The organism is Bacillus sp. AC266, from assembly GCF_979253805.1.
The window spans coordinates 13,230-26,882 of the sequence record NZ_CEEDEC010000003.1; the positions used below are offsets into that span (position 1 = coordinate 13,230).

15 protein-coding genes are annotated in these 13,653 nt (G+C 34.6%); 3 read left to right on the plus strand and 12 right to left on the minus strand.

Annotation, left to right across the window (positions count from 1 at the left end; genetic code table 11):
• Window positions 1-32: 32 nt before the first annotated feature.
• The 6 genes from AC0IXC_RS13395 to AC0IXC_RS13420 form a co-directional block, all read right to left on the minus strand.
• Window positions 33-893 carry a branched-chain amino acid ABC transporter permease gene (locus AC0IXC_RS13395; protein WP_002141340.1) on the minus strand — a complete coding sequence of 287 codons (861 nt, stop codon included), beginning with the start codon at window positions 891-893 and terminating at the stop codon, window positions 33-35.
• Window positions 894-915: 22 nt separating this feature from the next.
• A complete protein-coding gene (locus AC0IXC_RS13400) occupies window positions 916-1,617 on the minus strand; it encodes a branched-chain amino acid ABC transporter ATP-binding protein (RefSeq protein WP_002141339.1) in 702 nt (233 codons plus the stop codon).
• A complete protein-coding gene (locus AC0IXC_RS13405) occupies window positions 1,595-2,368 on the minus strand; it encodes an ABC transporter ATP-binding protein (RefSeq protein ID WP_002141338.1) in 774 nt (257 codons plus the stop codon). Before AC0IXC_RS13405 ends, AC0IXC_RS13400 begins: the two co-directional genes overlap by 23 nt.
• 90 nt (window positions 2,369-2,458) lie before the next feature.
• On the minus strand, window positions 2,459-3,676 hold the full coding sequence (locus AC0IXC_RS13410; protein WP_002031313.1) for a substrate-binding domain-containing protein: 1,218 nt from the start codon (window positions 3,674-3,676) through the stop codon (window positions 2,459-2,461).
• 298 nt (window positions 3,677-3,974) lie between these two features.
• Window positions 3,975-4,892, minus strand: a complete 918-nt coding sequence (locus AC0IXC_RS13415; RefSeq protein ID WP_326996550.1) for a CobW family GTP-binding protein — start codon at window positions 4,890-4,892, stop codon at window positions 3,975-3,977.
• Between the two features lie 104 nt (window positions 4,893-4,996).
• Window positions 4,997-6,445, minus strand: coding sequence for a flavin monoamine oxidase family protein (locus AC0IXC_RS13420; protein WP_471652947.1), 1,449 nt, complete (start codon window positions 6,443-6,445; stop codon window positions 4,997-4,999).
• Between the two features lie 200 nt (window positions 6,446-6,645).
• On the opposite strand from AC0IXC_RS13420, the gene AC0IXC_RS13425 reads away from it, so the two are divergent.
• Window positions 6,646-7,590 carry an L-lactate dehydrogenase gene (locus AC0IXC_RS13425; protein WP_002012312.1) on the plus strand — a complete coding sequence of 315 codons (945 nt, stop codon included), beginning with the start codon at window positions 6,646-6,648 and terminating at the stop codon, window positions 7,588-7,590.
• A 112-nt stretch (window positions 7,591-7,702) separates the two neighbouring features.
• Window positions 7,703-7,987, plus strand: coding sequence for a YesK family protein (locus tag AC0IXC_RS13430; RefSeq protein WP_002086206.1), 285 nt, complete (start codon window positions 7,703-7,705; stop codon window positions 7,985-7,987).
• Between the two features lie 46 nt (window positions 7,988-8,033).
• On the opposite strand, the gene AC0IXC_RS13435 is transcribed toward AC0IXC_RS13430, so the two are convergent.
• The 3 genes from AC0IXC_RS13435 to AC0IXC_RS13445 all read right to left on the minus strand — a co-directional run bounded on the left by AC0IXC_RS13435 (window position 8,034) and on the right by AC0IXC_RS13445 (window position 11,066).
• On the minus strand, window positions 8,034-9,053 hold the full coding sequence (locus AC0IXC_RS13435) for an AI-2E family transporter (RefSeq protein WP_002031308.1): 1,020 nt from the start codon (window positions 9,051-9,053) through the stop codon (window positions 8,034-8,036).
• 159 nt (window positions 9,054-9,212) lie between these two features.
• Window positions 9,213-10,823 carry an amidase family protein gene (locus AC0IXC_RS13440; RefSeq protein ID WP_471652948.1) on the minus strand — a complete coding sequence of 537 codons (1,611 nt, stop codon included), beginning with the start codon at window positions 10,821-10,823 and terminating at the stop codon, window positions 9,213-9,215.
• Between the two features lie 111 nt (window positions 10,824-10,934).
• Window positions 10,935-11,066 (minus strand): hypothetical protein, encoded by a 132-nt coding sequence (locus AC0IXC_RS13445; RefSeq protein WP_277994374.1) that lies wholly within the window; start codon window positions 11,064-11,066, stop codon window positions 10,935-10,937.
• Window positions 11,067-11,250: 184 nt separating this feature from the next.
• Here AC0IXC_RS13445 and AC0IXC_RS13450 point away from each other — a divergent pair, with 184 nt between their 5' ends.
• Window positions 11,251-11,670 (plus strand): GNAT family N-acetyltransferase, encoded by a 420-nt coding sequence (locus AC0IXC_RS13450; RefSeq protein ID WP_471652949.1) that lies wholly within the window; start codon window positions 11,251-11,253, stop codon window positions 11,668-11,670.
• Window positions 11,671-11,833: 163 nt separating this feature from the next.
• On the opposite strand, the gene AC0IXC_RS13455 is transcribed toward AC0IXC_RS13450, so the two are convergent.
• From AC0IXC_RS13455 to AC0IXC_RS13465, 3 genes are all read right to left on the minus strand, one after another.
• Window positions 11,834-12,436 (minus strand): nitroreductase family protein, encoded by a 603-nt coding sequence (locus AC0IXC_RS13455; RefSeq protein WP_088007776.1) that lies wholly within the window; start codon window positions 12,434-12,436, stop codon window positions 11,834-11,836.
• 57 nt (window positions 12,437-12,493) lie between these two features.
• Complete coding sequence (locus AC0IXC_RS13460; protein WP_000216661.1) at window positions 12,494-13,144, minus strand: DsbA family oxidoreductase; 651 nt, start codon at window positions 13,142-13,144, stop codon at window positions 12,494-12,496.
• A gap of 72 nt (window positions 13,145-13,216) precedes the next feature.
• Complete coding sequence (locus AC0IXC_RS13465; protein ID WP_326996456.1) at window positions 13,217-13,648, minus strand: Rrf2 family transcriptional regulator; 432 nt, start codon at window positions 13,646-13,648, stop codon at window positions 13,217-13,219.
• Window positions 13,649-13,653 lie beyond the last annotated feature (5 nt).

Consider the following 13,653-nt stretch of genomic DNA (forward strand, 5'->3'; position numbering starts at 1 on the left):
CTTTAATTCGATTCGATGTGCTGTTCACCATTTCACCCCTTTTCACCAACAAGTCCCGTTGGCTTCACTATTAAGAAAAATAGTAACATTAACATATTAATTGCAAGAGATAAATCTGGCAAAAAATACGCTGTAAAAGCACCGGCTAATCCGACAATTAAAGATGCTAGCGCTGAACCTTGTACGCTACCTAATCCGCCAATAATAACTACTATAAAAGCTAAAATTGCGTACTGCATACCCATCTCAGCAAAAATAACTCCTGAATATGGTGCTAGTAGAAAACCACCTAACGCCGCCATCCCTGCTCCTAATAAAAAAACAAACGAGAATATCGCTTTTACGTTAATTCCGAGAGCTTGAACCATCTCTTTATCCATTACACCAGCGCGAATCATAAGTCCTATCTTTGTTTTTTTCAGCAGCAATAGTAAAGCGATGTAAATTAGTATCCCAACTAAAATAACGAATAGGCGATATTTTATTAAGATAACTCCTCCAAATGTAAAACTGCCTTGAAGCCATAACGGTAATTTTGCAGCAATTGGATTAGGACCCCAAAATATTTTGATGCACTCGCTAAGAACGAGCATTCCTCCGAGTGTCACGAGAAGCTGCCGCACATGGTTTCCATACACTGGTCTAATAAGAAATCTTTCTAAAATGAAACCGAGGAACATACCCATAGCGACTGCCCCAATTAGCGCTAATAAATAACTATCTGTCATATTAAATAACCAAACGCCTGTAAATGCTCCCCATGCAAATAAACCGCCATGCGCAAAATTTAGTACGCTCATTAAACCGAAAATAAGTGATAGACCAGACGCTAATAAAAAAATAAGCATCCCTGTCGAAACGCCATTTACAAATAAGTTAATTAGCACATCCACGTTCTATCCCCCCGTATCAATGTTAAGAAATACCTAAATATTTATGACATGTTTCCTTATCCTCTCGCAGTTCCTCCATGAAACCGTTATGCACAATGCGCCCATTATCCATAATGTAAAAATAATCACCGATTTGACTAGCCATCATAAAATTTTGTTCAACAAGTAAAACAGTCGTTTTTTCCTTCATTTTCAAAATGGCTATCATTAATTTTTCTATCATAATGGGCGACAAGCCTTTACTCGGCTCATCAATAAGTAATAAACCATCACTATTAATAAATGCTCTTGAAATTGCTAGCATTTGCTTTTGCCCTCCGCTTAAGAGTCCGCTTTTTTTGTGCCAAAATTGCTTTAAATCTGGAAATAATTCAAGCATCCAGTCTATTTTTTCTTCCGCTTCTGCTCCCTTCCCACTAGCAAGAGCGAATGTTTCTTCTACTGTCAGGTCGTGAAAAATACCTTGATTTTCTGGTACATACCCTATTCCTTTCCTTGAAATTAAATGTGTAGATAATCCATTTACTTGTGTACTATCATAATAAATTTCACCATGTGCGATATGGTGAAATCCCATAACCGAACGTAATGTCGTAGTCTTCCCTGCCCCATTTCTTCCAAACAGTACAGTAATCGTTCCTTTCTCAACAGTAAGAGATACCCCTTGTAAAATATGAAACTGATCTAAATACGTCTCTATATTATTCACTTGTAGTAGTGCCACTATATAATCCCCCTAAATAAGCACTTTGTACTCGCTCGTCTTTCATCATTTCTTCCGGCAATCCTTCAGCCAATAACTCCCCATGAAATAAAACGATAAGATGATCTGATAAATCTAGCACCATATCCATTTTGTGTTCGATAAGTACGATTGTGCTCTCTGGATTCTTTTTAATATTTTCGATTACTTGTAATATAGCCGGAACTTCCTCAACAGAAATACCTGCTGTCGGCTCATCTAGTAGTAATACATCCGTTTTTAATGCTAATAACATAGCAAGCTCTAACTTTCGTTTTTCCCCATGCGCTAGATCTTTCGCTAATACATATTCTTTCTCGTGAAGTAATACTGTTTTTAAGAAACGTCTCGCCTCTCCAACTTGTTGCTTAAATTTTGCCGAACTCGGAAAAAAACTATAGTAATCTTGCACAAATGATTGAACACTTAAACGAACATTTTCAAGTACCGTTAACTCTGGGAATATATTTGTAAGTTGAAAAGAACGACCAATTCCTAATCGAGTACGATCCGAAATTGATAAATTTGTAATCTCTTGTCCTTTAAAATATACTTCACCCTTTGTTGGAGAAATTTGTCCACTTAGTAAATTGAATAGCGTTGTCTTTCCAGCACCATTCGGTCCAATTATTGAAATGAGCTTTCCTTTTTGTACCGTTAAATTAACATCCTTAATAACATGATGATCCCCAAAAGATACACAAAGATTTTTCGTCTCTAACAAATGTGTCATAAAATCCCTCCCACTGAAAGCCATGTTTATGAAAGAAACAAGTATAAAGAGGGTATTCCCTCTTTATACAAAGACAACAGAAAATTCAGTCTATTTATTCTGAATTGATGGTTCTGTCTCTTTCATCGTTAATTCTCTCTCTAACACTGGTACTGGATAATCAACACCATCTTGCTTTTTCAGCGTTATAGAATATAGAGTTTGTAATGCTTGATGATCCTTCTCTCTAAATTTCATCTTTCCTTTCGGTGTCTCAAATTCCATCCCTTCCATTTTCTTAATAAGTGTATCTACATCTGTATCGCCCTTCGTTTTCTTTAAAGATTCGACGATAGAAATTGCCGCTGACATTCCTCCTGCTGTAAACAGATCTGGAACAGCACCATTAAAACGTTTTTTATGTTCTTCTACTAGCCAATCGTTCACCTTATTCTTTGGAAGTGAGTGATAATAAACAGAAAACCCTTGCATCCCTATTAGTGCATCCATCGTTTTTAATGCTGGTATATCAGGTGCACCAGTAGAAATTTTAATACCTTGCGCTTCCACATTCATATCTTTCAACTGTTTCCATGGTGAATTCGCACCTGCCCAAACGATAAATAAATAATCTGGCTTTGAGCTAATAATATTTTGAATATTTGCAGTGAAATCAGTTGAATTCGTATCCGCGTATTGCTCGTTTACAATATTCGCACCTAATTTCTTTGCTCCCGCTTTAAATGCTGCAATCCCTTCACGACCGAAAGCATTATCTGGAGCAAACGTCGCAATCTTTACATCTTTTTTAGCAATTGAGGCAGCCCCAGCAATCGCATCTTGCGAAGAGTTTCTACCTGTTCTAAAAATATATTTATTCCAGTTCTTCCCGGTAATACTATCAGCAACTGCTGGTTCTACAACCATTATTTTTTCATATTCCTCTGCAAGTGGTAAAACCGCTAATGTATCACTTGAACTAGACGATCCGACTAAAAAATCGACTTTCTCTTCTTCTAATAACTTCGTAGCTTTTTTAACCGCTACATCAGCTTTCGTTTCCGTATCTTCTACAACAAACTTAATCTTCTTCCCTTCCACTTTCCCAGTTCCACCAGTTGCATAGTCTAACCCTAATTCAAATCCGTTCACTGTTTGTTTTCCATATGATTCTAATGGACCTGTTAATGAAGCAAGAACCCCTACCTTAATCGTCTTTTCATCTTCTGTACTTGTCTTCTTTCCCGAACAAGCTACTGTTACTAATAATGACCCTAAAACACAACCAGTAACCACCGTTCTTAGCCATTTACGTTTTTTCATCGACATTGTGATCCTCCCCATACTTTACTTTCTGATAGAATCAAACACGCCAAATTCCCCTGTCCGTAATCATGACTTTAAAATTGGTAATGGAAAACTCTTGTAGTAACCTCTACATTCGGCACAAATCTATAATCACCTTCCTATTAAATGGAAACGGACATACAATCAATATATATTCCGTTGTTCAAATGAAATTACTGTTTCATTACAGTAATCATCACGCAAAAAGCTGCAAATAATTGACTTAATTCATTAAGTCAATTATTTGCAGCTTACCTAAAAAAATGATTAGAAAAACCGATTAATTATTTTCGACTTTCTCTAACCCCTCAACCAATTGCTTCTTATCTAATCCTTCCCCTATTACTACCAAGTTTGTCGGGAAACCGAAGTCTTGTTCCAGTAAAGTCGGTACCCCGAACGAATATTGGAATAGATGCGGGTATTTATCTCCATGGAATTTCACAAATCCTTTTACACGATAAATACTATCTGGTAAATTCGAAAGCCATTCGTATAATTTATCTTGATCAATCGATTTCGTAAATTGATACGTCATCGTTTGTATATGTAAATGCTGTTTGACATGTAGTGTCTCATGTTCCCCATCATTCGTAAATTCAGCTTCTTCTATGTCTTCTAAAGATATATTACAATATTTTGTTTCAAACAATTTCGCATGATTATTTATTGCTTTCACGTCTTCAAGTACTTTGTTCTTATCCGAATCTGTTAATAAATCTGATTTATTAATAAGAATATGACTTCCATATTTCATTTGCTCATGTAATAGCTGTTGTACATTTGCACTTAATATACTTCGGTTTAACCATCTTACTGCATCTAAAACGACGACAATTGATTTCACTTCAAAGAAAGGAGCTAAAATTGGTGATACACATGCATCTAACACTTCAATTGGATGTGCGACACCTGTTGTTTCTATATAAATTACATCTGGTCTTTCTTGTTGATATAAAGAATGTAATTGAATTTCAAGCTCTTCTTTTAACGTACAACAAATACATCCTTTCAGAAGTTCCCTTAACACATTCTCTTTTCCAATAATATCTGTATCTACCGAGTATTCACCGATTTCATTCATCAAAACTGCAACTTTTCGATTTTTCTTCTTTTCTGCTAATAATAAATTTTGCAGCAATGTTGATTTTCCGCTACCTAAAAAACCACCTAATATATGAATTTCTACTTTACTCATTCGACCGACCATCCATTTCTCTACTTCAAATTTCTTCAAAGCGTAATTATTACGATTTATATTTATCATTTTATTAAAAGAATACCTATTTGTAAACAAAACTGCTAGATTATCGTTTCATTTCCATTCACTTCATGAGCAACTCTAATTCCAGACTCGATTGCCCCTTGCATCCATCCATGTGTTAATGTCGTATGTTCTCCTGCAAAGTGCACTCTACCCGCTGGCGGCGTAATATATGGAAACAATTCAAGCTCTTGCCCTGGTTCAAAAGCTGTAAATGCTCCGCAAGAATACGGATTTTGACTCCAGCTAAAAGATTCTCCCGCAACATACTCACTATAAACCACATTTCCATATATTTGTGCTAAATTTTTCAACGCATAACGAATACGTTCTCTATTCGAGAGACTATCCCACGTTAACGCCTCATCTGCCCACGTATAACTCACTAAAACGATAGCCGCCCCTGGTGTATGAATGCCGTAGCTCGGATAATATGTAAAGCGGATAGGTAAATCTGTAATTGACTTACCACCATATTGTCCTGCTCTTTCCCAAAATCTACTTTTAAACTCTATCGCAATTTTAGTTGAAGCAATATAATTTAATTCACGAATTGCCCGCCTTTTATAATAAGAGAATAAATGATATGGCTGAACTTCTACAAATCGCAAAGCTGAAAATGGAATTGTGACAATAGCGATGTCACCAGTTACTATAAATGAATTTAACGTTTGTTCATGTGTTACTTGCATCATTACTTTATTATCTTCCTGTATAATTTTTTCTACTTTATACGACATAAAAATATTATCCTTTAGCTCTGGTAAAAATGAATTTGGTAATTTATCCATTCCGCCCGTTATCTCATAATATTTCGTCGTTGAAGTGAAAAAGATCATTTCGCGTAATACTTCAATTAATGACATTCCCATGTATGCTTCCATATCAAGAAGTACTCCGATCATATCTATTGCCCCATCTGAATAATACTCGGTTAAAAATGAACCGAGCGAATATGTTTTATACTTTTTTTCAACAATAATCCAGTTTTTATTAGGATTTTTCTTAATATAATTAAGTATCGGTTTCAATACCTCTAACATTAACCCTTCTGCTGTTTTCCCTCTTTCTTTATCTAAAACTGGATATCCAAGTACACTTGGATCCTTTTCAAACACATCCAATCTCGTTCTTTTGTTATTCGTATAAATTATATCTGAAGAAGTTTTATTAATAAAAAGGTTTAACGGTAGTTTAAATTTATGAATGTAGGCTAAAGTTAAATCATGAGTATCCGGAATACGCATAGGGCCTGCGTTAAAATATAACCCTGCGCTAAATGGTTCACGAATCGTATACACCCTGCCACCTATTCTGTTATTCGCTTCTATAATCGTTACCTCGTGTCCAGCCTCTTTTAATAAAGATGCTGCAACTAATCCAGACATCCCTGCACCGGCAATTGTAATCCGTTTGGGGTTATTTGTTTTGGCAAGCCCTTCATGAATAATTTGAAGCATTTCTTCCATCGATAATGGATTCCCCATGCCAATTCCCCTTTTATGAAGGATTTTACTGAATTATATTCGTTTAACAGGATTCCTATGTTTCATTCAAGTAATTGAGCGGATACATTTTCAATTACTTGAATATCTTTTATAAAATGTAATAAAATAGATATGAAACTATAGAAGTAAGACGTATTATCTTGCATAATAAAATTAATGAAATTGCGAGGAATTTTGAAATGAAAAAAGGTATTAACCGTGTTGTATTAGTAGGAACAGGAGCAGTTGGGTGTAGTTATGCTTACTGCATGATTAACCAAGCTGTAGCTGAAGAATTTGTTTTAGTGGATGTAAATGAAGCAAAAGCTGAAGGAGAAGCAATGGACTTAAGCCATGCCGTTCCTTTCGCACCAGCTCCAACAAAAGTTTGGAAAGGTAGTTATGAAGATTGTAAAGACGCAGATCTTGTTGTAATTACAGCTGGATTGCCACAAAAGCCAGGTGAAACACGTTTAGATTTAGTTGAGAAAAACGCTAAAATTTTCAAGCAAATTGTTCGTAGCATTATGGATAGCGGCTTTGATGGCATCTTCTTAATCGCAACGAACCCTGTAGATATTTTAACTTACGTAACTTGGAAAGAATCTGGTTTACCGAAAGAACGCGTAATCGGTTCTGGTACAACTCTTGACTCAGCTCGTTTCCGCTATATGTTAGGTGAGTACTTCGATATTGGACCTCATAACATTCACGCTTATATTATCGGAGAGCACGGTGATACAGAACTTCCGGTGTGGAGTCACGTATCAATTGGTATTCAAAAACTACAAACGCTTCTTGAAAAAGACAACACATATAACCAAAAAGATTTAGATGATATTTTCGTAAACGTTCGTGATGCAGCTTATCACATTATTGAACGAAAAGGTGCTACATACTACGGCATCGGCATGTCACTTTTACGTGTTACGAAAGCAATCTTAAGCAATGAAAACAGCGTATTAACTGTATCAGCATATCTTGAAGGTCAATACGGCCAACAGGATGTTTATATCGGCGTACCTGCTGTTTTAAACCGCGGCGGTGTTCGGGAAATTTTAGAAGTTGAACTAAGTGAAGAGGAAGAATTAAAATTCGATCACTCTGTTCAAGTTTTGAAAGAAACAATGGCTCCTGTTCTTTAATCATATTTTCCAATCAAAAAAGCAATCCGATTTATATTGGATTGCTTTTTTATACTTTTATAGTTCCCCCTCAATTTAAACGGTAATATTATCTATAAAAAGGGGTGATTTCATGAATGATTCTTTGACGATTGCAATCCTCTTGCTAGCTGTAGCATCCTTAATACTTTTCCTCTTCTTAATCATCAGAACGCTATTTCCAACTAAAAAATATGATAAGAATCTCGGATTGATTCTAATTATTTTAAGCTTGTTAGCAATACCGATAAGTATCTTCCTTGTAGGAGGATGGGCAGGTATGGGAGTTAGTGTAATTGCAGTCTTTATTTTTGCTGCTGTTATTATAGCTTTAATTGCAAATACCTTCATTAAACTACCTCCTCCAAAGAAAAAATAATAAATGACCGATGTTTTCATCAAGAGAAAACATCGGTCATTTTCTATCACTTATTATCTTTAATCGGTTCATCATTATTTACATCAAGTACATCTAATAAAAAGATAAAGATTGGAATCCCAATAATAAGCCCCCATATTCCGAGAAAATGCTCTGAAAAGATAAGAATCATAAATGTATAAAAAACAGGTAAATTCGTTTTTGCAGACATAAATTTTGGATTTAATAAATAACTTTCAAGAGCGTGGATTACTGTAATGAACACTAGTATGTAAACAACATACACAACCCCGCCGACGTTATAGGCAATGATACAAAGTGGAAACAATGAAATGATAACACCAGCAACTGGAATCAAACCGAGTAGAAAGACCATGACAGCCAATACAAGAAGCTGTGGAAATCCTAAAATGACAAGTGCAATTACAGTGAGCACACAATTTACAACCGCAATTAAAAACTGTGCTTCAATCACTTTTCCGAACGATCTTGCAAACCTTTCACCGAAATATGCAATCTCCTCATAAAAAATTTTCAGCTTACTATCTTTAAATTTCGAAGTAAATGCTATAATGCGTTCTTTTTCTAATAAGAAAAATAAGCTTAAAATAAGAGAAAGTAGTATTTGTAAACTGACTTTTCCTATGTTTGCTATCGATTGATAAATGACATCTACACCTTGTTCGATATATTTCGATACTTCCATTCCATTAATTGTCGAAAGTGCATATTTAATTATCTCGTTATCAGGTGGGTTTTGAAAAAACAATTTAAATTGATAAATTAATTGTGAAATTTGTATCGTTAGTACAGGCAAATATTTATATAGTGTAGTTACAATAAACGTCACTAACACAATATATAAACCAGCAATAACCACTTTCCTATTTACTTTCAATTTTTTTGAAATAAACTTTTGAAATCGATCCATCAAAAACGTGAGAATAAACGTAATTAATATTAAATTAATCATACTTTTTAATCCATACAATACAAGCACTAATATTATTAAAACGAGAAACCGTTGAAACCCTCTGCTTCGAAAGAAATTTTTCACTTCATTCATTAAGAATTAACCTCCCCCTTCAATGGATGGAAATTGGATATATTACATTTTATGAACTTCTATAGACAATCTTTCTTACTAATTGGAAAGAATCCTTTTTTTCTTTTTTATTGTCGGATTTTTTTATCTACTACTTTTCTAAAAACTACTTTATCAACTCTATATTTTAGGAGATCGTCTATTTTTAGACTGCTGTTCATACGCATATCCAATATTAAAAAGTTCTTTTTCACCAAACTGTTTCCCAACAAACACTACACCTACCGGCTGACCATCAGAATCATATCCTGCCGGCACTGCTAATTCTGGATAACCAGCCACAGCTGATAGAAGAACTTCATCGTTATTAATCATTACAAGAGCATCCAAACCTTTTTCTACTAAATACCTATCTAGCTCTTTTCTTGCATTTTCTTGACTCGTTTGAACTACTTTTTCAAATTCATCTTTCGTTATAGCAGATTTTTCAGACCCCTCAATTAATGTTTGTCCATATTTCATTCGTCTTTTACTATCTTTTTTATTAAACGCTATAATCTCTTCTAACGATTTTACAGGCACATTTTTTTGCTTCGAAAGATAGTCGTTAACATTATGCTTGAACTCATATTCTAATGTTTGCAGATTATCTACACCCTCGCTGTTTAACTGAATATCATCAGTCAATATCGCACCTGCATCTTGAATGTCTTTTCTAATCTTTTCTGCTACTGCTTTTCTATTTTCATCTTGTTGATCTACAGAAAAAAGAATCCCTATCTTTTTCCCTTTTAATCCATCTATCGATAAATCATTCGTATAATTTATTCTATCTCTATCTTTCATTTTTTCTGTCATAGCATCTTTTTCATCATAACTTACCATTGTATTAAATAACGTTGCCGCGTCTTTTACCGTTCTTGCCATAGGCCCTGCAGTATCAAGCGTTTCAGCTAACGGAATAATTCCAGTTCTACTAATCATACCTAAAGATGGACGTAATCCAACTACTGATTGTTGCGTTGCCGGTGCTACAATTGATCCAGTCGTTTCTGTGCCAATCGCAAGCGGTGCAAAATCTGCTGCAACCACTGTAGCAGATCCAGAACTTGATCCCGATGTATCAAACGTAATCGGACCATATGGATTCAAATTTTGTCCTTTTTTCCCGCTATATCCGCTAGGCATTGTAAAGGATAAATAATTTGCCCATTCAGACATATTCGCTTTTCCTAAAACAAAAGCACCTTCTTCTTTCAACTTCTTCACGATCGTCGCATCTTCATCTGCAATCCAATCTTTTAATACATAAGTGCCTGCGCTTGTCGGCATCACTTTTTCCGTTTGTATATTATCTTTTACGATGACAGGAATGCCATATAAGTTCGATTTCTTATTTAACGCTCTCTCTTTATCTAACTTTCGTGCTACTTCCATCGCATCAGGATTAATCTCTGTAACAGCATTTAATGATATTCCACTTTGGTCGTGTTCTTGTATTCTAAAAAGATAAATACTCGTCAATTCTTCATATGACAATTTTCCATCATCGACCATTTTTTGAAGCTCATCCACAGTCGCATTTACAACTTCTTTTTCTTTTATCTTTATATTATCTATGTTGATACCGTTAAGCTGATTATGTATCGGCTTTAACACTCTGTCTTTATCATATACAATAAGTTCAGGTTCCTTCGGAAAATAGTTTTTATACACGTAATATCCTCCAGCACATGCCAATAGGACAGTACCTCCAGCGATAGACAACGTTATTTTCACCCATTTTTTCATGTTGCTTCCTCCACTCTAAAAGTTGCTCATTTATATAAAAAAGAGAGTTACCTTTTACTTAACTCTCTCCAATCAAAATGCTAAATGAAAAAATGAAAGATTTCAATCTAATTACTTCTTTTTTTGCATTTGCTTCGCTAATAATTCCTTCACTTGATTATACGTTAATCCTGAATCTTTATTTAAACGTTTTACTTCCTCAACATCAGTACCTACTACTGTATATTTTTTCTCATCATTCATTTTTCCACTTCCCTTCTTACTACGTTATTTCTTATATTTTTTCCCTAAACTCTTAGAAATTAACACAAATACAATTAAGGACACTGTACGAAATTCAATAGGTAAAGGCAGTTACGTAAGAGGAAAAGATAAAAAAATGTCGAATTTATATACTTGTTGAATTTAAGGACTTGGAGGTTGCATTTTGAAAACATATGAGTTTAAACATAACATTCCAACATTAGAAGAGTATAAATATTTGTGTGATTCTGTTGGATGGACTAATTATATGAATTTTGAAGTAGCGGATACTTCACTGAAGCATTCTATTCACTGCATCACAGTCAAAGATAATGAACAAATTATCGGTATGGGGAGAATTGTTGGCGATGGATCTATCTATTTCCATATTCAAGATATAGTGGTTCATCCAGATTATCAGAAACATGGTATTGGGAAAGAAATCATGCATCGTTTGATTGCATACTTAAATGAGAATGCCCCTGATAAGGCGTTTGTCGGTTTATTTGCATCACAAGGTAAAGAATCGTTCTATGAAAAATTTGATTTTAAAAATTACTCACCAAACATGACGGGGATGTTTACTGTCATTTCCAAAACATGATAGATTTTTAATTGTAGGGAAAACTTCGCTTCGTATGAAAGAAATTATTCTTGCAGTAACCTTTTCCACAATCGAATTTAAACATTACATACGAAAGGAGAGTACATATATAGCTAATATGTACTCTCCTTTCATTTATTTAACTCTGTATATATTAAATTTCTTAATAAAATTTCACTACATCTTCAGTAGGTAAGAACGTTCTTTCTCCTGGTTGTTCATTTGGCTCACCAAATGGCATTTGTCCTACTAAACTCCACTCTGCTGGAATGTTCCATGTTTCTTTCACTTCAGCATCTACGATTGGATTGTAATGTTGTAATGATGCGCCAATTCCTTCAGCTGATAATAACATCCATACAGTATGTTGTAACATTGCATTTCCTTGATGAGACCAGAATGGGAACTGATCTTTATATAATGGTGCATTTTCTTGCATTTTTTCTACTGTTGCTTGATCTTCAAAGAATAACACAGTCCCAACACCTGCATGGAAACCTTTTAGTCTTTCTACAGTCGCTTCAAAGTTTTCTGCTGGCACGCGTGATCTAAGCGTTTCTTTTACGATATCCCAAAACTTTTCATGCTGTCCATCCATTAATACAACCATACGGCCACTTTGCATATTGAAAGAAGTTGGTGCATGTAAAGCTGTTTTTAATACTTCTTCAATTCTTTCCTTTGTAATTGCATCATTTTTTGTTACTTTACGAATTGAACGACGGTTCACGATTGCTTCTTTTAAGTTTGTTGTAGTTGCTGACATTTTAATTCCTCCAAATATTTGTTTTATAATTTATTTTGTTATTTCATAACAAGCGAATTAGCAATATCCATCTGTATTACATTGCATTCCTTCAAAAGAATTTGTTTTATTCTTTTCCATTTCTTTATCAATTACTCTTTCTAGCGTTTCTTTACTAGCAAGCCCTTGAATAACTTCATCACCAATCATGACAGTTGGTACAGCCATAATATTCGCTTCATCATATGCACGCTGAATTGCTTCTTGATGTTTTTCTTTATATTTTCGATTTACTAATGCATCTTTAAATTCAGCTTCTGGAAGCCCTACTTCTACCGCTAGTTTTGTTAACACATCAATATCTTCAATGTTTTGTTCTTCTTGGAAAAATGCGGTGAATACACGGTGATGATACTCATTTCCAAGTCCACGTTCTTTCGCAAATTCACATCCTTCAAAAGCTAAATGTGTATATGGATGCGGTGAAACACGTGGCAGACGCATATCGATTCCTAATTTCTTCGCTGTAGGAAGAATGAAAGCATCCCATGAACCTAACTTTTCTGGCTCATTCCATGGATCTATTTTTGAATATGGACTTGGACGTAATTCAAATGGCATCCATTCAATTTCTACATCTTTTTCTTTTGCTACTTCATCTAATGGACCTTTTGCTAAAAAACAAAATGGACATATAAAATCTGAGTATACTTTCATTTTTACAGTCATAATTTTTACACCTTACCTTTATAGTTGTAATCAAAACAGTTACATTTATAACAAAAAAATATAGATACTATTTTAAGCATTCATTTTCTCTTGTAAAGATTCAAACAACTGCCCCATCGTAATATTTTTCAAAACTTCTTCCATCGCGGATTGTGCTTGAATTAATATAACTTCTAACACCACTTGAATATTCGCGCCAATTGGACAATCTGGATTTGGTTGCTCATGAATATGAAATAGTTTATCCTCTTCCACTACATTTACTGCATGATACACATCTAACAACGTGATTTCATGTAAATCCTTTAATAATCCCGCGCCACCTGGTCCACGATTTACGTAAACAAATCCAGCTTGTTTCAAGTACGACATAATTTTACGGATTACTACCGGATTTGTATTTACACTTTCAGCCATATAGTCTGAAGTACAAAGTGAAGACGGATCGTTTTTCAAAATAGATAAAATATGAACAGCTATAGAAAAGCGGCTACTAATTTTCATCGTAA